Annotated in this window: 18 protein-coding genes, 1 rRNA gene and 1 riboswitch (1 of these 20 cut by a window edge); of the genes, 1 reads left to right on the top strand and 18 read right to left on the bottom strand. The window is 39.9% G+C overall.

The features are described 5' to 3' along the window. Positions 1-2: 2 nt before the first annotated feature. The 13 genes from FE005_RS11905 to FE005_RS11845 form a co-directional block, all read right to left on the bottom strand. Positions 3-1,172 carry an FtsW/RodA/SpoVE family cell cycle protein gene (locus FE005_RS11905; protein ID WP_138371838.1) on the bottom strand — a complete coding sequence of 390 codons (1,170 nt, stop codon included), beginning with the start codon at positions 1,170-1,172 and terminating at the stop codon, positions 3-5. Next, a complete protein-coding gene (locus FE005_RS11900; protein ID WP_021149610.1) occupies positions 1,150-2,298 on the bottom strand; it encodes an FtsW/RodA/SpoVE family cell cycle protein in 1,149 nt (382 codons plus the stop codon). Before FE005_RS11900 ends, FE005_RS11905 begins: the two co-directional genes overlap by 23 nt. Positions 2,299-2,420: 122 nt before the next feature. After that, a riboswitch (M-box (ykoK) riboswitch) is annotated at positions 2,421-2,610 on the bottom strand. A gap of 356 nt (positions 2,611-2,966) precedes the next feature. Then, positions 2,967-4,496: an alkyl hydroperoxide reductase subunit F gene (gene ahpF / locus FE005_RS11895; RefSeq protein ID WP_003126732.1), complete on the bottom strand. Its 1,530-nt coding sequence runs from the start codon at positions 4,494-4,496 to the stop codon at positions 2,967-2,969. A gap of 9 nt (positions 4,497-4,505) precedes the next feature. Continuing rightward, positions 4,506-5,069 (bottom strand): alkyl hydroperoxide reductase subunit C, encoded by a 564-nt coding sequence (gene ahpC / locus FE005_RS11890; protein WP_003126733.1) that lies wholly within the window; start codon positions 5,067-5,069, stop codon positions 4,506-4,508. A gap of 389 nt (positions 5,070-5,458) precedes the next feature. After that, positions 5,459-6,424 carry a permease prefix domain 1-containing protein gene (locus FE005_RS11885; RefSeq protein ID WP_138371837.1) on the bottom strand — a complete coding sequence of 322 codons (966 nt, stop codon included), beginning with the start codon at positions 6,422-6,424 and terminating at the stop codon, positions 5,459-5,461. Beyond that, positions 6,421-6,753, bottom strand: coding sequence for a PadR family transcriptional regulator (locus tag FE005_RS11880; protein WP_003126735.1), 333 nt, complete (start codon positions 6,751-6,753; stop codon positions 6,421-6,423). The genes FE005_RS11885 and FE005_RS11880 overlap by 4 nt, the downstream gene beginning before the upstream one ends. 92 nt (positions 6,754-6,845) lie before the next feature. Beyond that, complete coding sequence (locus tag FE005_RS11875) at positions 6,846-7,415, bottom strand: hypothetical protein (protein ID WP_003126736.1); 570 nt, start codon at positions 7,413-7,415, stop codon at positions 6,846-6,848. A 155-nt stretch (positions 7,416-7,570) separates the two neighbouring features. Continuing rightward, positions 7,571-8,527, bottom strand: coding sequence for a siderophore ABC transporter substrate-binding protein (locus tag FE005_RS11870; protein WP_003126737.1), 957 nt, complete (start codon positions 8,525-8,527; stop codon positions 7,571-7,573). Positions 8,528-8,546: 19 nt separating this feature from the next. Then, the gene (locus FE005_RS11865; protein ID WP_003126738.1) at positions 8,547-9,305 is read right to left on the bottom strand and encodes an ABC transporter ATP-binding protein; all 759 of its coding nucleotides are present in this window, start codon (positions 9,303-9,305) and stop codon (positions 8,547-8,549) included. Further along, positions 9,302-10,243, bottom strand: a complete 942-nt coding sequence (locus tag FE005_RS11860) for an iron chelate uptake ABC transporter family permease subunit (protein ID WP_171917500.1) — start codon at positions 10,241-10,243, stop codon at positions 9,302-9,304. The genes FE005_RS11865 and FE005_RS11860 overlap by 4 nt, the downstream gene beginning before the upstream one ends. Positions 10,244-10,248: 5 nt before the next feature. Then, complete coding sequence (locus FE005_RS11855; protein WP_003126740.1) at positions 10,249-11,196, bottom strand: ABC transporter permease; 948 nt, start codon at positions 11,194-11,196, stop codon at positions 10,249-10,251. 151 nt (positions 11,197-11,347) lie between these two features. After that, the gene (locus FE005_RS11850) at positions 11,348-12,712 is read right to left on the bottom strand and encodes an FAD-dependent oxidoreductase (protein ID WP_113849745.1); all 1,365 of its coding nucleotides are present in this window, start codon (positions 12,710-12,712) and stop codon (positions 11,348-11,350) included. Further along, positions 12,709-14,169: a helix-turn-helix domain-containing protein gene (locus tag FE005_RS11845; RefSeq protein WP_138371836.1), complete on the bottom strand. Its 1,461-nt coding sequence runs from the start codon at positions 14,167-14,169 to the stop codon at positions 12,709-12,711. The genes FE005_RS11850 and FE005_RS11845 overlap by 4 nt, the downstream gene beginning before the upstream one ends. A 159-nt stretch (positions 14,170-14,328) precedes the next feature. On the opposite strand from FE005_RS11845, the gene FE005_RS11840 reads away from it, so the two are divergent. Further along, positions 14,329-15,441, top strand: coding sequence for an SLC13 family permease (locus FE005_RS11840; protein ID WP_138371835.1), 1,113 nt, complete (start codon positions 14,329-14,331; stop codon positions 15,439-15,441). A 54-nt stretch (positions 15,442-15,495) separates the two neighbouring features. On the opposite strand, the gene FE005_RS11835 is transcribed toward FE005_RS11840, so the two are convergent. The 5 genes from FE005_RS11835 to rrf all read right to left on the bottom strand — a co-directional run. Continuing rightward, entirely contained in the window at positions 15,496-16,197 is a 702-nt protein-coding gene (locus FE005_RS11835) for a class I SAM-dependent methyltransferase (protein ID WP_081132072.1), read from the bottom strand. Beyond that, positions 16,190-17,194, bottom strand: coding sequence for a zinc-binding alcohol dehydrogenase family protein (locus FE005_RS11830; RefSeq protein ID WP_003126746.1), 1,005 nt, complete (start codon positions 17,192-17,194; stop codon positions 16,190-16,192). The genes FE005_RS11835 and FE005_RS11830 overlap by 8 nt, the downstream gene beginning before the upstream one ends. 67 nt (positions 17,195-17,261) lie before the next feature. Further along, positions 17,262-18,407: a hypothetical protein gene (locus tag FE005_RS11825; protein ID WP_254696985.1), complete on the bottom strand. Its 1,146-nt coding sequence runs from the start codon at positions 18,405-18,407 to the stop codon at positions 17,262-17,264. Next, a complete protein-coding gene (locus FE005_RS11820; RefSeq protein ID WP_003126748.1) occupies positions 18,400-19,281 on the bottom strand; it encodes a hypothetical protein in 882 nt (293 codons plus the stop codon). The genes FE005_RS11825 and FE005_RS11820 overlap by 8 nt, the downstream gene beginning before the upstream one ends. Before the next feature lie 169 nt (positions 19,282-19,450). Then, positions 19,451-19,473, bottom strand: a 5S ribosomal RNA gene (gene rrf, locus FE005_RS11815); it runs 93 nt beyond the window's last position.

The following is a 19,473-nucleotide window of genomic DNA, read 5'->3' as shown; positions in this document are numbered from 1 at the left end:
CTTTAATTTATTGGGAAAGTTTTTTTCGGGGCATACGCCTTCTCCAGCCCAAAAATAATGCCTAAAGAGAGACCAACTGCAATCAGCGAGGTCCCACCTTGACTCAGAAATGGTAGTGGAATACCCGTCAAAGGCAGTAATCCAATCGCCGCCCCGATATTTTCAAAAATTTGAAAGACCAAACCAAAAACAAACGTGATCGATAGATAGACCGAGGCTTTATTATTTGTCCGCAATGCTGCAAAAATGATCTGATAGATCAAATAAAAATAGAGAAAAATCACTAATGAACTGCCTAAAAATCCAAATGATTCTCCGATGACTGTAAAGATCATATCGGATTCACGCACAGGAACGTAGACAGGAATGTGCGTGTCACTTGCCCCGAGGAGACCACCTGAACCAATTGCCCACATACTTTGTACTTGTTGGTAAGCAATCGAGTCTTGATAAGCAAAAGGATCTGCCCAAGCTTTGACTCGATCCAATTGATAGGGTTTAAAATGCAATCGAAACAACATCGTATTCCCCCAATCAGTAAAGACTAATAGCAATAACAGTCCGCCAACCACAGCCAATACCGTAAAAATTGCTGTCAATAGTTTCCAATGGACACCGGAAATAACAAATAGTGCGCCTAGCATTACGATGAAAACCAAACTAGTACCAAAGTCCCGTTGCATATACATCAATAGAAAAGTCGGCAAACTATAAAGCACTATTTTTAGAATGTAGAAACAGTCAGATTTGATTGTTCGCTGAATCTGTCTTTTTTCATATAAGAGTGTGAGATACACCATAAACAATACAAAAGCCAATTTCATAAGCTCAGAAGGCTGCAATGTGAAACTGCCGATCCGGATCCAACGTTTTGTATGGGTCAACTCAAACATGACGGGATCATAAAACCAGTACAATAATGTCATCAATCCTAGAGAAAGAACATAAAAGATGCTAGAGAACCGCAATAAAAAAGTCGTCGAAAGTAAACTGCCCGCAAACAATGCGATTGCGGCAATGATGCAAAAAAAGAGTTGCCGCACAACAACCGGTCCCGGATCAATGCCATCCAGCACACTGGCACCATATTGAACCGCAATACTCAATAAAAAAAGTAAGAAAACCGGTAGAATCAGTGCATAATTCACTTCATGTCGTTTGAAGTACTTCATTTGCTTCCCTCCCTCTTTCCAATTTGAGGCAAATACCAAAAGCAAACGAAAGAATAAAGTAACTGGAGCCACCATAACTAATAAATGGTAAAGGAACCCCTGTCATAGGCATTAACCCTAAGATACTTGCGATGTTGATACTTGTTTGCAATAACAACAATGTGGCAGTTCCTAATAGAATCAAGCCTATTTGTGAATCAATAGCTGTTGCCGAACGAATAAACAGGCGCAACACAATTAGAAATAATAATCCAATTACAAAAATCCCTACCAAAAGACCAAGCTCCTCTACCAATACCGAAAAGATGAAGTCTGTCTCCGCAACGGGTAAGAACCCTTTTTTCGTGATGCTATTGCCTAAACCCAACCCGCTTAATCCGCCATTGAATAATGCATAATAGGAATGAATCATTTGGAAACCTTGACCATATGGGTCAGAAAATGGATCTCCAACAAGTTGGATCCGGTTGTATACATGCATGAAGAATTGTGGTAACCAGCCGTGTTGTCCTAAAAAGAGGACCGCACCTCCTAAAAGAAATAAACTGGAAATCAGTGCAGTAAATAGCAGGAATGTGACTTTGACTGGCACTTGAACAGTCGTGATCATAACAAAAGCCAAAAATAGTAAAATCATTACTCCTGCAACTTTAGGCTGCATTAGAACCAGCCCACAACATAGAAATAAGAGAAAGAGCGGCTTTTTTAATTCATTGAAAGATCGTTTGTCCTTAAAATAGTTTGCCAAATAAAGAATCATACCGACATTTGTTATTTCTGAAGGCTGAAACTGAATACCAAAAATCGAAATCCAGCGCTGAGCACCGTTAACTGATACCCCGAAAAATGGCAGGTAGGCCAACAGTAACATGACAATGCCAAAGGCCAATAGTCCCACAGCTAACTTTTTGCTTAACAAAATTTCGACGCGGGTTTTTTGAATCAAAAGAATCATTCCCCAACTCAACAGCAGAAAAATCAGTTGTCGCTGGAACAACGCGGCCGGTGCACCCCCAGCAGTCATCAACCGGTAAGAACTTGCACTATAAATCATTAAAAGACCGATGATACTCAACAGCAAATAAGCTGTGATAAGTAACCAATCGATCTTTCTCTTTTTACTCATATCGTCCACTCCTTCCCTTGGAGCAGGTGATTTCAGACGTTATTTATTTTATCCATTTACGTTTTGAAACATACTCAAGAAAAGAAAAAAAGCCAAACTTCTCTCAAGACGTTCGACTTCGCAAGCAATCTCATCGTCCGAGTTTTGGCACTATACAACGTAAAGAAGAAGCAAATTAGTAGTATTTATTTCTTCTTAGCTATTTTATGAAGAGCCTTAATCCGACAATTCCTGTTTTACACATTGGCGTCTTTCGACGTTTCTGCGCAATAGCTTATGTTTGTATAGGAGCCTCACCTAACAAGGTTATCCGTTATTTTTATTCATCCTGAATGTTACCTTTTGTTCCTCATGATGACAACTGAATTCCGCAATTTTGTGTTTTTCTTTAATTATTCTTAAACATCTTTAAGCAATTGACTAATTCCCCTGTTTTCTCACAGCTCATTGAATCGCTGCCTTTTTTAGTTAGAGATTTCTCGTTATTTTCAGGACAAAAAAACTGCAACAGCCATTTGCCATCGATCCATCGAGACCCAATCAACTGGCAACTATTTGACTGAAGTTCAGCCATCAGCTGCAATGATCATGGATCAAAAATGAATCAACTTAGTAAACGGCGTTGCAGTCATTCCTTGTACCTATTTAAAGGATCAGTCCGCATTTGATTATTGGCGAATCAAATAATCAAATGCGCCTAACGCTGCTGTTGCTCCTGAACCCATCGAAATAATAATTTGCTTGTAGGCACTGTCTGTACAATCTCCGGCAGCAAAAACTCCAGCAAGATCTGTAGTTCCATGTTTGTCGACAATGATTTCATTGCGTTCATTCAAAGCCACTCGATCTTTCAGCCATTCTGTATTCGGCATCAAGCCAATCAAAATAAAGACGCCTTCCACAGCTAAAGTGGCTTCACGATTTGTCTGCCGATCCACATAAGTCAGCTGCTCCACATGATCGGAACCCGCAATTTCCTTGGTAGCAGCATTGGTGATGACCGTCACGTTTTCCAATGTTGCTAGTCGTTTTTGTAAAACAAGGTCTGCTTTTAATTCCGGCAAGAACTCCAATACATAGACATGTTTTGCCATACCTGCCAAATCAATCGCTGCTTCAATACCAGAATTACCGCCACCAATAACTGCCACTTCTTTACCAGCAAACAACGGACCATCGCAGTGAGGGCAATAAGCGACCCCTTTATTTTTAAACTCTTGCTCTCCCGGAACGTTAATGTTCCGCCACCGTGCACCAGTGGCAAGGATCGCTGTCTTTGTTTTCAAAACAGCACCATTCTCTAATTCCACTTCCACGAATTCATTTTTGCGGATATCTTTGGCACGTTGTCCTTTCATGACATCTACATTATACTCATTGACATGTTCTTCCACTTGACGCATTAATTTTGGTCCTTCTGTGTAAGGTGTACCGATCATGTTTTCGATTCCTAATGTTTCCATCACTTGACCACCGAAAGTTTCCACCACCATGCCTGTATTGATCCCTTTACGGGCAGCGTAGACAGCAGCACTTGCCCCCGCTGGACCGCCCCCTACGACCAACACGTCAAACAGGTCTTTATCTGCAAACGAGTCTTTGCTAGTCGGACCAGCAGCTTGTTCAAGTAATTGTTCGATCGTCTGACGACCGCTAGCGAATTCTTCCCCGTTCAAAAAGACGGTTGGTACGGCCATAATTTTTTTGGCATCTACTTCCGCTTTGAACATACCACCTTCGATCATCGTATGACTGATATTCGGATTCAAGACAGCCATGATATTCAACGCCTGTACGACATCCGGACAATTATGGCACGTCAGACTAACATATGTCTCAAAATGCAAAGGCTGAGAGATTTGTTTGATACGGTCTTGAATCGCTTGTTCGACCTTTGGCGCCCGGCCACTAACTTGCAATAAAGCTAAAATAAATGAAGTAAATTCATGCCCGAGTGGAAGACCTGCAAAAGCAATGCCACTGTCGATACCTGGTTGCATAATTGTAAAGCTGGGTGTCCGATCTGCAGTTGCTTCTTCGATCGTAATACGTTCGGACATTTCTGCGATTTCTTCTAAGAAATCACGAACCTTTTGTGAGGCGTCATCTGTACCAAGACTAGCTGCGAAAACAATTTCAGATTCCAGCATTGCCAGATACTGTTTCAGTTGTTCCTTAATTCCATTATCTAAAGCCATGTCAACCTCCTATATTTTTCCAACTAGATCAAGACTTGGTGTTAAGGTGTCTTCTCCTTCTTTCCATTTAGCTGGGCAAACTTCACCTGGATGTGTCCGCACGTATTGGGCAGCACGAATTTTGTCGATCAATCCACTAGCATCGCGTCCAATTCCATCCGCATTGATTTCAACCGTTTGAACAACGCCATCAGGATCGATAATAAAAGTACCTCGTTGTGAAAGGCCACTTTCTTCATCCAGTACATCAAAAATACGAGAGATCGTGTGAGAAGGGTCAGCAACCATAATGTATTCGATCTTGCTGATTGCATCAGAGTGATCATGCCATGCTTTGTGGGTATAGTGAGTATCTGTCGAAACAGAATAAACTTCAGTTCCTAGTTCTTTCAATGCTGCATATTGACCTTGTAGATCTTCTAATTCCGTTGGACATACAAATGAAAAATCTGCTGGGTAAAAGCAAACCACATTCCATTTTCCTTTGAAATCTTCAGATGAAACGTCGATAAATTTTCCGTTGTGATAAGCTTGTGCTTCAAATGATTCAATTTCTTTTCCAATTAATGACATAGCGATTCCTCCAATTAGAATTATTATTTGAGAATAATCTCTCTTAATTATTAGTCTAAAGCCAGTGGAATTGCAATAGTCTCTTTGCATTTTTTTAAACAAAATGAATTTCTCCTCATAAATGAGCGTTTCACTTTCATTTTAAAATGATTTCTGGGAAAATAAATAGATTCACTTTTCTAATAATTATATACCAAAGGTCACTCATTCTCATTTACAAGGATATTTTCTCAATAACTTTAAGTCACTTTTCACTTTGTCAAGTTCATCAAAGTGAAAAGTTTTTATTTGTCCAAACCGATAAGAAAAACACCTGAAGGACTCCTCTTCTGCTCTAGCAGAACCTCGGATCTTTCAGATGTTTATCAAAAACTATTTCAAGAAATTCCTTAGCGCTTATTTTTCTGATGAGGCAAAAAGAAATCTTGAAAAACCCCACCCAAGATGAAGATCACCCATGAATAGGCCCAGCTTCCTGTTGAAAATGACCAGAGGAAGTAAACTACCACGATCACTGGCCAATAGACCGTATTAAAAAAACGAACTTTTCCTGCGGATTCTCCATAAATGTGTTGCGCTGCCCGTGGTCCGGGTTCATCTTCATTAGAAATAAAGTAAACGCCATCGGCCATTTTGGCAAATCCTGTGCGGATGATACTGACATAGACGATAAAGAATACTCCTAATGCAACTGCCGCAAAAAACAGTCCTAAAGCTAAACCACTGGGAATGTAAAGAATAGCTTCCATCAAGAAAAAGGGCGTCACCGACAGAATACATGCAGAAATCCCTAGCACCAGACCAAATCGAAAACTCTTTTCATAATCTTCCAATTGCTTCCGCGCCTCTTGTTTTACTTCTTGATCAAATGGACGATCGTTTAATTTTCGTTTTGATGCAGAATAGTTCAAGCCGGAGGTAATAATAAAGCCCACGCCCAATGCAACAAACATGAACATGACTAATAGTCCTAAGCCACTATCGATTTCATTGGCAAAAAAGAGAAATATTCCAAGAGAAGCGATACATAACGCAATACCTAAAGAAAGTGAGAAGGCAAAACGGCGAATCTTCCCCCAAAAATCAAAGGCTTCATCGATTGTAATAGCATCTAACCAGGCTTCTTCTGCAGTATCTTCTGACTGCGCTACTTGCAGTTCTTGAAGCAACTCATCAATTGATCCAAATTCACTGATCACAGCCCCGATTGCTTCATGCTCGCTCTTTCCTTGTTCAATCAATTCATGGTAATGGTCTTCCATGATCGCAGCCAAATCCTCTTTGGCTTTCTTTGTTTCTGGCGTGGTGGGTACATTCAAAAACAAACTATCTAAATAATCCCGGATGGTTTTCATTTTGCTCCTCCTTGTAAAAAGCGCTCAACAACAATTTTTGTTTGCTGCCACTCTTGTTTTTTTACTTCTAAAAATTCTCTTCCTGCCTCACTGATTTGATAATAGGTGCGTTTCTTTCCATGAGTCACTTCTCCAGGATACGAGCGGATCAATCCCTGTTTTTCCAAACGTGTGAATGCAGAATACAATGTTGTTTCCTTAATGATATAGAGCGAATCTGTTTTTTCACGTATCTGTTTTGAAATGTCGTATCCATAGGAATCATCTTTGGAAAGAATCGATAAGATGATTGCATCATTGTATCCCCGAATTCCATCGCTGGATATCACTCGATCCCCTCCTTAAAATTACTTTACCTGTCGTAATAATTATAAATCAATTACTACGACAGGTAAAGTAAATCTGTGATTCTTTTTTTAAATCAGTCTTGAGACCGAGAAACATCCGCTAACGGTTGAACATCAATTACCGGTAAAAACACTTCATCAAATTTTATGAAACTCCCACCTTCTGTTAAAACTTTGATCTGCTGTCCTTCTCGAAGCTGCCAACTGTCGCTGCTTTCGAAATAATACAGACCAAAATCTGATGAATAACGGGATTCCGCGTTTTTCTTCGTCTGAAAACATGCATACCCATCCTCATAGACTTTCATGACCGTCCCTTCGACCCATTCCTTTTGAGGCGGGAAAAAAATCATCTTTACGCAGATTATCCAAAGCGCAAGTAAACCCGCACCGACCAAATAGTTTTTGTGCCCCGGTTTGGAGGGCCAATAATAGGAAATGAAAACCAACAACAAAATAGCTAATCCGCTGCCCATTAAGACTGTCCCCCACTTTGGCGCGAGTCCCACCTCAGTTTGTAATGTAATTTTTTCTGCCAAAGTCAATAGCTCAAAGTCTGCGATCGGGATCAGGTTTACCCGAAGAAATAATCCCCCTATTAACAGTACTAAACCTAAGGCAGCCGCCAGCAAATATTTGTGCATTTCGGAATCCGCTCCTTCCCTTTGAACCTAGCATACCTGAAAAAAACTAAATTTGGTTTAAATTGAATAAATTGTTTTCAATACAAAAACAGTTGCGAACATCCAACATTCGCAACTGTTTCTCATTTAAGCCATCCTTATCCGATAACAAGCCTTTAATCTTTTGCAACAGCCGGTTCAACATCAGACAACATAATGTCCAATGATTCGATCCCAGATCCTGCTAAATACCAAACTTGCGGATTTAATTCGATCACTTTCCCGTTTTTTCCAGCAGTTGTTTGCTGAACCAATTCATTTTCAGTCAACGTACTCTGGCTTGTATCCCCACCGATTGCTTTTGTACGATCAATAACAAAAATAATATCGGGATTTTTTTCCAGTAAATATTCATAAGAAATATTCTGCCCATGAGTCGATGCTTCTAATGTATCATCGACTGGCGTAAACCCAAATGTATCATAAACAATGCTATATCTTGATCCCAAACCAAAGGCAGAAAGACTACCTTCATTCATCATGACAACTAATGCTTTTTCCTTGCTGGCTTCTGCAGTTTCAGAAAGATTCGCGATTCTTGTTTGCAGAGCAGTCAACTGTTTCTTGGCTTCCTCTTCTTTTCCGAAGATTTGGGCAATAGTTTGAATGTTGTTATCGATCGATGACCAAGTGTTTTCGTTGTCTACACTTAGAAAAATCGTTGGTGCAATTGCTTCCAGATCTTTTTGAAAGTCTCTTTGGCGGCCAGAGATAATGATCAAATCAGGTTGGATCTGATTGATTTTTTCTAAGTCAGGTTCTTTGATACCACCTGCAGAATCAACCGCAGCATAACTCTTTAAATAGTCAGGCATATTGCTCGTAGCAGCTCCTACAACACGATCTCCTACGCCTAAAGCATCCATTGTATCAAGTGCACTGTTATCGAAAACAACGACTTTTTTTGGTGAAAATGGCACAGTCACTTTGCCATTACTATCTGTCACTTCGATTTCGGCAGGCGCCGCTGCAGCCGTTGAGGCACTTGTTGACTCTCCTTTTTCTTGAGAGCCGCATCCTGCTAACCCCGTGATCATTACCAATACAGCCAAACTAAATACTATTTTTTTCATATACTCCTCCTATGGTCTCTTAATTAAAATAATAACAAAAGCGCTGTCCATCCACTTCGACTATCTTAACTTCTAAGTCATAAAGTTCTTTTAAAACAGGCTCTTGGATCACTTCTGCAACTGTGCCTGTTTTGAACAAACTTCCTTCTTTCATCGCTACGATATGGTCTGCATATCTGGCAGCAAAGTTGATGTCATGCAATACGATCAATACGGTTTTCCCATGATCTTTGACTAATTTCTCCAATAAGTGCATCAACTGATTGGCATGTTTCAAATCCAAATTATTCAGCGGTTCATCCAAAAGGATATACTCGGTATCTTGGGCAAGAATCATCGCCAAATAGACCCGTTGAAGCTGCCCACCAGATAATGCATGGATCGAGCGTTGCCGAAATGATTCTAAAGATAAAAGTGTTAATGATTCTGAAATGATTTGTTCATCTTCTGGCGTTGATCGTCCCCGATTATAGGGAAACCGACCAAAAGACACCAGTTCTTCTACGGTCATATCAACCGTAAAACCGTTACTCTGTTGCAAAAAAGCGAGATTCTTAGCTAATTCTTTCGAACGCCATTGTCGAATCTCCTTTTCTTTGAAATAAACTTCTCCAGTAGTCTGCTCCAACATGCGGCTGATAATCGAAAGCAATGTACTTTTTCCGGCACCATTTGGACCAATAAAGGCAATCAATTGATTTTCCGGCAACTGCAAGGACAAATCAGTCAACACGCGCTTGTCTTGATAACTCTTTTCGATTCCTTTTGTTTCAATCATTGTCCTTTCCTTTCTTTGACTAGTTTTCCTAAAAAGAAGATTCCGCCTAAAAATTGAATCACTGTATTGATCGTTGTGTTCCATTGAAAGACTTGCTCAACAAAAAATTGGCCGCCGACTAGTAATAAAAACCCTAAAAGTGCTGATCCAACAAACAATGTGCCATGTTTATATGTTGGAAATAACTGATAGGCAATCGTTGCCACGACAAATCCTAAAAAGACGGATGGTCCTACTAAAGCAGTAGCAGTCCCCGATAATAAAGACAGCAAGAAAAGACAACTCTTCTGGATCATTGAAACCGATAGGCCTAAACTTTTTGCATTTCGAACACCCAAGACCATAACATTCAATTCTGGAATCAATAGCGATAATCCAATCAGCCCAATTAAAATAATTCCAGCAGCCAGTAATAAATGCTGACTATTGACATTGCTAAAACTTGCAAATAGACGCCCTTGCAACAAATCATATTCATTGGGATCCATGATGACTTGAAGAAATGAACTGATACTAGTGAACATAGTACCGCTGATCATTCCCGCCATCAGTAATAGAAACAATTGATTATTGGCTTTTTTATAAAAGGTCTGAATGATGACACTGCTTAATGTCCCGGTAGCTAAAATCGAAAACAAAAAAACGAAAGGTGTTTCCTGACTCAACATGCGGATTCCTCCTAAGAAGAAAAATAGTATCGTCTGGATCAGCACATATAATTGATCCAATCCTAAGATACCGGGAGTCAGATACCGATTTTGTGTCAGTGTTTGTAAAGTGATCGTGCTAAACGAGACAGCTATTGCTACTAAGCCAAAGGCTACTATTCGCTTTCCCCGTAATTGCAGTGCGAAGGACCAATTGCCATATGTATTGTAGGTAAGGTATGCGCCAACAGCTATCCCGATGAGTATGAACAAGAACATATAACGCCGGATAATTCTCATACCATTTTTCTCCTCATCAATAAGACTAGAAAGCTAATACCGCCAATCGTTCCTGCTACAACGCTGACCGGCAATTCATATGGGGCTATTAAAATCCTTGCTAGCAAATCACACAAGAGCAAAAAGGCACTGCCGGAAAAACTGATCAGAAAAAGGTTGTTTCGAACATGGTCTCCTGCAAATAAAGCAACGATATTAGGGATGATCACACCAAGGAATGGAACACTGCCTACTAAAAGCAAGACCACACTACTGGCAAAAGCAACCAGTGCAAATACGAGCAAGCGTAAAACGTGGTAGTTGATGCCAAGATTTTTTGCAGCTGTCTCTCCTAACCCGGCAATCGTTATTTCATAGGCAAGGAAATACAAAAGAGCAAAAATTGGTAGTGTCAGATAAATCAATTCATAATTGCCCTCGATCACGGTAGCAAAGTTCCCCTGTAACCAGGAAGAAACATTTTGCACAAGTTGAAAGCGGTACGCAAGAAAGGAACTGACTGCGCCAATCACATTCCCGAACATCACACCCGTTAAAGGCAAAACCATCGGATCTTTCTTAGGGATCAAGCGACTTAGCCATAAAAATAGCAAAACTCCCGCATAAGAAAATAAGAAAGCAGCGGTTGTTCGCAGGAGTCCAGATGCATTGGGCAGCCATAACATGACGATCAAGATCCCTAGGCGGGCACTGTCGGTCAAACCGATCACGTCTGCTGCAACAAATTTATTTTGCATCAGATGCTGAATGATTTTTCCACATAAGCTCATGACAGCCCCTGCAAGCAAGAGACTAATCGTACGAGGAACGCGTACTTTCAGCAATATCATCCAATGACTCTCTTCTCCTGCCATTAAACCAGCTAGAGACATGTCATGTGCGCCCACAAATAAAGACCCAGTGATCAACAAGAGAAGCAAAATGGCCAGACTCATTTTTCTCATATACTAACCCTTTCTAATGAGAACGATTCTCATTCTCTCTAGTTAGTTTAAGCGATTCCGCTTTTAATGACAAGGCTTTTTGCAAAAAAAAAGATAAACCTACTCTTAACGTAGGTTTATCGAATAAAAAAACTTTTAATATATAACACATTTAATTCACATGAGATTTCAAGAGACCTTCGATGGCCAATTGATTCAAAAAGTGCAGCGGAAAAGATATCGTTGGATTGAAAAAGTAATCCATCGTAGCCAATTGATCCAGAGTCATGTAAGATGTGATCAACGTAGAGACCGTATTGATGATCTCCAAACTGCCGCGATCGCTTGTAATGATCTGCCCTCCCATGATTACTCGTGTTTCCTTGTCAAATACCAATTTCAATGTCACTTCAAAATTATTTTCTACTTCGAAAAACGTACGTGCATGGAACGTACGTGTGACAGAATCGACGTCAAAGCCATAATAAGGTGCTTCCGTTTCATTGATTCCAGAGCTGCTCACAAAATATCCAAAGAGCTTGCTGACCACTGTGCGCTGCATTTTAGGAAAAGGGATTTTTTTTGCAGACAAAATATTTGTTGCCGCGACGATACCGGTTCTATACGCATTGGTCACCAGCGGTACATAGAGTGAACTGTCTGAATGATTGAATGGGATCGAGACTAAGTCGCCGACAGCATAAATGCTTGGATCGGAAGTTTGCAAGAATTCATTGGTGTCGATCGTCCCATCTGGGTTCAACTTCAGAAAGTCAGCGACCAAGTCAACATTCGGTCTTGGATTGACAGCATAGACAACGATATCCGCTGGCAAAAAAGTCCCATTGGCAAGTTCAATTCCCGCCAGCTCTCCGTTCGCAGTTTGTTTTGCTGCGACCACGCTGCTGTTCAGATAGATTTGTAAATTTTCTGGAAAACGTTCGATCAAAATCTGAGAAATCTCTTGGTCGAAGTAACGGAAAAGCAAAGTATCCATCCGATCAATCAAGAAGACCTCTTTATCCTGTCCACTTAGTGATTCCGCTAATTCAAAACCTATCAGACCGGCACCCACAATGGCCACTTTCTTGGCTTCCTGTACTTTGCTTAGAGCTGCTCGAGACTGGGCAATCGTTTTGTACGTGGTAATGTGCTCTTTGACTTCTTCCGTAAAAGCATTCCGAAAATTACTAGACCCCATAGCTAAAATCAAATAATCATATGAGATCGTGTCTTTTTCGACACAACTAGCCGTTGATGTTTCAAAAGAAACGTTTTTTTCTGCCGCTGCAATCTTTACGACGCGGCTATTGAGCATCACATTGATCCCTTCTGACAGTAATTCACTGGCAGTAGCAGTGCGGGAATCTTCTAGACGCTCAATATATCCCTCTAATACTAAGTTCAAACTGCTAGCGATATAGCCCAATACATTGGATTTTTCAATGATGATCACTTCAATTTTATCATCCATCTGTTTTAAATGGCGGGCTGCTGCTATACCAGCATGAGAGCCTCCAATAATGACAATCCTCATAACTTCTCCAACTCACTTTCAAGATTTTCCCTTCGAATTTCATCAATCACTTGATGCAGCCGTTGCTCTTCAAAACGATCGATCACACCTGTCAAGACCAGGAGCTTTTTGTAGTGATAGTTTTCGGCAATCTGCGGTTGATCCACAATCAGCAGATCATAATCGGTTGCTAGTGCAGTTTCCACCTGCATGTAAGGATACCCAGAAAGCTGTTTGGCCAAAAACCGCCGCAAAACATCCGTACGTAATTGATTTTGAGACAGCAGAACACCGATTTTCAGCTCTTTTTGTTGTTTCTCTTGCAACCATTCAATAACAAACGACAAATCATGGATGAGCTTTCTCTGTTTCTCCTCAGAAAAAGGCCCAGTGGCTTGTGCCAATGTTTCAACTGCTTGATTCGCTACTTCCGTGATGGTTCCCCGCAAAAAATGCGGAGGAAAATCGGCAAATGAAGTCAACGCGCCCTTCAAGTAGCGTGCTCTAAGAATGATGATTGCTAAAAAACGACTGATTTCTGGATAATGAACTTGTATATCAAGAGATTCATCCGCAAAAGTTTTCATCAATACTTGACTCTCAGCGGCTAAATCAAGCATAAATTCCGAATCAGTGTCCTGCTGGTGATCCATGACTACTAATCCTTCCATCATCAAAAACAAATAGAGGTAAACAGCTTCGTAGTCACTCCACGAAATGGCAAAACGGCTGAGATAACGTCCTAAAATATTTCGTAGCACTTGAAAAGTAGGATCATTTTCTACTTGTTTTAAGAGGCCTTTCGATGACTCATGTTGCTGGGAACTCCTAAAATCGAAACGGGCTTCCATCAAACCAAACCATAAGACCAATTTCCAATTATTCCGTGGATCAATTGATAAGCCAAGTTGCTGTTCAATCACCCGAATCAAGTTTCGAATAGCTGGACTCTTAAAGGTTTCATTGATTTTTGCTAACGGATAACTCTGCGAAAAAAACGAATAAAAGAAAAAGCGGATTTGGCACTCATCGCCGATCAGTTTCTTATTTTTCAATTGAAGACTAAATTCCTCCAACAAGTGATTGATCGATTTGAAATGACGAAAAAGCGAGGCCTCGCTAAGCGTCAAATCCAACATGAGTTTCGTTGTCGATCCTTCGCGATGGAAAAAGAGATATTCAATAATTTGAAAATCCACCGCTTCTGATAAATACGCATAAAAAAAATGCTGAATAGAAAAATCAAGCGGTAATGTTAAATGCAAACGATCATTCTCTTTTGTTTCTAACAATGCCTCTGCATGGAAAACAGAAAGATTGTCACTCAAATGCTGAATCTCCTTTTGGAGCGTCGGTGAAGAAATGGATAACTTATTTGCAAGAGTTTTATAGGAAATTTCTGAACCATGCTGAAAGAAGATGGTCAGTATCTGAAAATGGACTTGCTGATTTTTTTCTAATAGTTGCATCAAATTCATCGATTCTGCTCCTTTTTCAGTCTAGTTCTAATTTCCCAATAAACGCTTCGTTTGTCAACCATATTGAGCGATAGGATTTCACAGTATATGTCAAAACCGAGAATATTTCTTTGCTTCTCTAAAAGAGTCCATGGTAAAATTTGAAAGAAAGGAGCACGCATGTTAAAAAAAATATTCTTCTTTTTCCAAAGCGACTTATTATTTACGATTTCTTTCTTTTTGGCGCTTGTTGCGAGTTCATTTGGACGTTTTGATGTCCACTTTATTGATTTTCAAGTGATTTTGACCTTGTTTGGTCTCATGCTGACTATTATTGGGCTTGAAAAAGCCGGTTTGTTGAATTTCATTGGTCAACGTTTGCTCTCTAAGAGTCATTCTCTCCGAGCACTGATTCGAACGATTGTTTTATTAAGTTTTTTCAGCTCGATGGTACTAACGAACGATGTGGCGATCCTGACTTTACTACCTATGTATCTTCTGATCACCAAAGGCATTCAGGAACAAAAAAGCGTTCTTCTCGGCGCAGTTTACCTGATTGTAGCCGCTAATTTAGGCAGCAGTTTATTTCCCTTTGGGAATCCGCAAAATCTCTTCTTGTTTTCTTTTTATAATTTACCTTTGACTACTTTTTTGCAAACGACAGGCATGATGGTCGTCCTATCATTAACTCTGTTAGTAGGATCCATTCAATTATTGCCAGCATCTCCTCTCATCATCAAAAAAACCACGCATTTTTTTGAGAAAAAATACACGGTACTTTATCTTGGTTTAATGGCACTGATGATTTTGGGAATCTTTCATGTCGTTCCTTTCGTCCTCTCGGCATCGATCGTAGCATTCGTGGTCTATTTTTTTCAAAAAGAGCTCTTTCGTTCAGTGGATTACCGTCTCTTAGTCACATTCGCTTGTTTCTTTGTGATTATCGGAAATATCAACGAACAAGACAAGTTGATTGAAATGATCCAACCCTTCTTCCAAAAAGAACAACAAGCCTTTTTAGGCAGCATCACCCTTTCTCAGGTGATTTCCAATGTCCCAGCAGCGATTCTGATTGCTCCTTTTACAACCTACAAGAAAGCTGTTTTGTTGGGGGTAAATGTGGGTGGCTTGGGCACATTGATTGCTTCGTTAGCGAATTTGATTGGTTACAAATTGATCAAGCAAGCTCTCCCTCAAGAACAAAAAAGATTCCAACACAAGTTCTATATGGTGAATATCCTTTACTTATTCATAATCGGTTCAATCGGCTATCTCTATTTAGGGATAGGCTAATAGACACTAGTAGGCAAGCAGCTGTCCCTGAATATACAGGACAACTGCTTGCCTTCAAACGATTAGGAGTTCATAATCGATCTCCGTCTTACTAATTGCTTTTTTCTTTTCTCCAAAAAGGGAACGGCTTAGCTGCAGCAATTCTGACTGTGGAATATCCTGTTGAAAATAGCGGTAAAAAAATTCCCGATCAATGATTTCTTCATAAGCATAAGAAAAAAGATGAGTAGAAAAACTGATTTGTTCTTCCAGAAGCCATTTCTTATAGACAGAAAGTAGCTTTTCATCTTTGTGATCGTTCTGTTCCAGTGGTTGAAAGATATTTTCTTTGGTCCGAACGATCCGCAAAATCAATAAGCGACGACTTTTTTCTACCAGAGAAATCAGCTGATCTTTCTCGGTCAACGCTGGATTCATTGCAGTAAATATCAAGGGATAGGTGGTCTTATCAGCAAGAAACTCTGCTTGTGTTTGCAGTCGAAAGTCTACTTTTTGTTGAGGATCTTTTACATAACGTCTAGCTGCTTTCAACATTTCCACTGAAAAATCAATGGCCAGATAACGCTTTGTATCAGGTAAAATCGCTGGAATATAGCGGCCACTTCCCGCAGCTAAATCAACAAAAGAGCTTATTGGCAAAATTCCGTTTGTCTTTAAAAATGTTGCTAGATCCTCAGCAATCGTTAATTGTGATTCTTGCTGGATCTCTGCATATTCTGCCGCAAAATCATCCCAAAATTCTTGTTCCTCACTCATGGAATCCTCCGGAGATGACTACCTTCCCTGGACTGCCTTTTTCTACTAATGCGGTTGCTTCAATCAAATTTTCGATCGTCAGGCCTGTTTCAAAACAGGTGGTGATCGTAGAATGGATTTTTTGTTCATTGACTAGATCAACAATTTTTTTTAAGATCGCTCCTTGACTAGCCAAATCCACTTGATAATCGGTTTTTGCAAACATATATTCCCAGTAAAAGTCCACTCCGATATTTTTAAATGGGTTAAGATCTAATGGACCGCGCGTATTAACGATCATTCCGATTTTACCAAATGGGCGGATCAATTGAGCAAATTGATCGATGTAATCGGAAATGTCATAAAAGACAGCAATATAGTCAAAGGTGGTTTCAACCTGATCTTGTAGCGGGTAATGGTAATCGAGTGGGTGCGCTACCCCATTTTTATCTAGCCATTCATGATTTGTGGGGCTGGCAGTGCCATATACTTCAAGCCCGGACCAATGTGCCAGCTGGGCGGCAATCGATCCCACTCCACCACTTGCATTGATGATCAATAGTTTTCCTTGATTGGCTTTTTCTTTAGGAATCAACCCAAATTTCTCAAATAGAAGTTCCCAGGCAGTGATACTTGTTAAAGGCAATGCTGCCCATTCCGCTAAATTTTCTAAAGAGACTTTCGCTACTAAGCGTGCATCCACCGCTTGATATTTCTGGTTCGCCCCGTCTCGCTGTGTTGTTCCACTGTACATCACTGGGTCGCCCACTTGAAATTCTGTGACCTGATCGCCAACTTTTTCAATGATTCCGCAAGCATCATATCCTTGGATCACGAAATGACCAGATTTTGTCGTCGTTTGGCGACGCTTCGCATCAATGGGATTGACCGATACGGCTTCAACTTTTATCAATAGATCATTTGCTCCTATTGAAGGCATGTCCAAATCTTTCGTTTGAAAAACATTGCTGTTATCTAAAGGCATTCCCTCATAAAATCCGATCGCACGATTCAACATTACATCATTCTCCTCTCCTAAAAAAAGCTAAAATAACCTTGATGATTATTTTAGCTCTTATGCTTGTTTAATGCGAATAACTAGGTACTACTAATGGAACTAAAAATTCGTAAGAAGTGAAGAAATCTAACAAGGAACGTTTTCTTCGATCTGAATCAATAAACAAATGGGTCCGATCATCAGCCATCCGAATCGTCAAGCGTTGTTTTTTGTCTAAGAAGATCTCATAGTCTTCATACTCTGCTTTGACAAAATCATAGTCTTGATTTTCCATCGTAGTAATAAAGATTTGGTCCAAAATGTCTGTTGTGATCGGAAACTCAGTCTCTAAATCCACTGCAAGTTCTTGCGTATTATCAATGAGACTTGGTGAAACCATAAATGAAGATGCGCGAAAATGAGTTAAGAGTAAATTGATATCGTAATTAAACAGTGACAATTGATTGACCGTAAATATTTTATCTGTATACCATTGCCGCAATAGATATAAGATTTGATGGTCGTTGACCCGCACTTCTCGTGTGTCAGAATAAATCGTGAGTAGCGGCAAGTACTGTGATTCATATTGAGAATTGATCGGATTTAATTTAAAATATAAATCCATTGCTTTTTCCTCATTTAATTGAAACTTCACCAAGAAGTGCTTTGTTTTCCAAACATCGTAGTTGTCGGTTGGCATCAATCCAATCGATCGCAAGGGTTTCAAGAATTCATAAGCATAGTATTCCAGTAACGTCTTTTTAGCGATAATTGAAATATCCTGGTTGCCAATGATCAATGTTTGGTAGTGATGACATAATTCATCAAAATCAGCTTCCATAATGGCTTTGCGTAAGCGCAAATCTGCTAATTCAATTTCTGCTTGTTCAATCAAGCTTTCAATTCTTTGGTGATCGCTTTCTTTCGTTTCATAGTATTCATCATAAGGTTCTCCAGGTGCTTCAGGTATTTCAAGCTCTGCAGACTCTGTAGAGTCAATGATTAGCCTTTCGCTATGGCCTTCTTCAGCAGATTGTTGGTACAAGTCTTCCTGATCAATTGCCGTTGCTTCAAGCTCATCCGATTCTATTTCAACTGTTTTTAGTTCATCAGCGGCGGTTGCCCACTCATTTGTTTCCATTATTTCCAGTTCGCTCTTTGACGTAGCTGTTTCGCGAATCCCATCTTCTGTTTGTTCTTTCATTAGGGGCGTTTTTTCTTCCTCATTATTCATCTGCGATCGACTCCTCTCCTAGATAGCTCATTAAGAAAGCTTGCAATCGTTCGTTCATCTCTTGCAACGAACCAAAATAGTGATCGATTTGACGAAATTCTTTTTCGACGATTGCCTTTTTTAAGCGCAAGGCGTGATATTGCTGCATTAATCGTTCTTTTTCAAGAAGCACGTCTTGTTCGTTTTGGGAATAGCGAGACCATTCTTTTTGTTTCGCTTCTACTTTTTTTCGTTCTTGGACTAATGCTTCTAATTCCTCATCGATTTTTCCGCGATTAAAAAATCCTTTTGATTCTGACAACTCGTTTTCACTACGCTTAATGCGATCGATCTCCTCTTGCAGTTTTTGAATCTCGGATTGAGCCGCAATGGCTTTGGCGTCTAAATTATCCATCTGTTGTTCAATGGCTGTCAGCATATCACGATTGCCGCGTTGAAATTTACGCCACTCATCATCAATAGCAGGAATCACAAAGATTTCTGGAACACTGGCATCAATGCCAATTGTCGGACGTTCATGGTAGTATTCACCTATTTTATAATAATGAACCGTAGGTGAAATTCGATCGGCATGTATCATGAATGGAAAAGTAGCGACAAAACTGTCATGGATTTTTCGCGCCAGCAACTCATCGATTTCATGATTTTGATTGGATGTTTCTTTCAATTCTTTGTGCAGGCGGCCATTGTAGATTCGATAAATCTCCGGAATGTCTTCCTTTTCAATCGCTGTTTCGAACGCTTGCAGGTCTTGAAGCATCTGACCAATATTTTTTGAAGCGACTTCTTTGATTTCTGTAAATGGAACTGCCGACGACGTTTCGTTACGTTCATTGTCTACTGGATCCTGTTCTTTTTTAAGCTCCTCAGTCATACTATCCCTCCTAAAAACTCTTCATAAACAGTGTATCATTTTTTCGCAAAAAAAGTTATTTTAAGTCACCTAAATTTTTTGCAACATGTTTTTGGCAGACTCATCGCTGATTCCGTTACTTTTAAACAAAAAAAAACCTTATATCAAATATTTGATATAAGGTTAACTTGCGTGGCGACGTCCTACTCTCAC

Source organism: Enterococcus sp. M190262, from assembly GCF_005843965.1.
GTDB lineage: Bacteria > Bacillota > Bacilli > Lactobacillales > Enterococcaceae > Enterococcus_D > Enterococcus_D gallinarum.
Note: the sequence above shows the minus strand (reverse complement) of the source record. Positions and strands in the feature narration are given on the sequence as shown.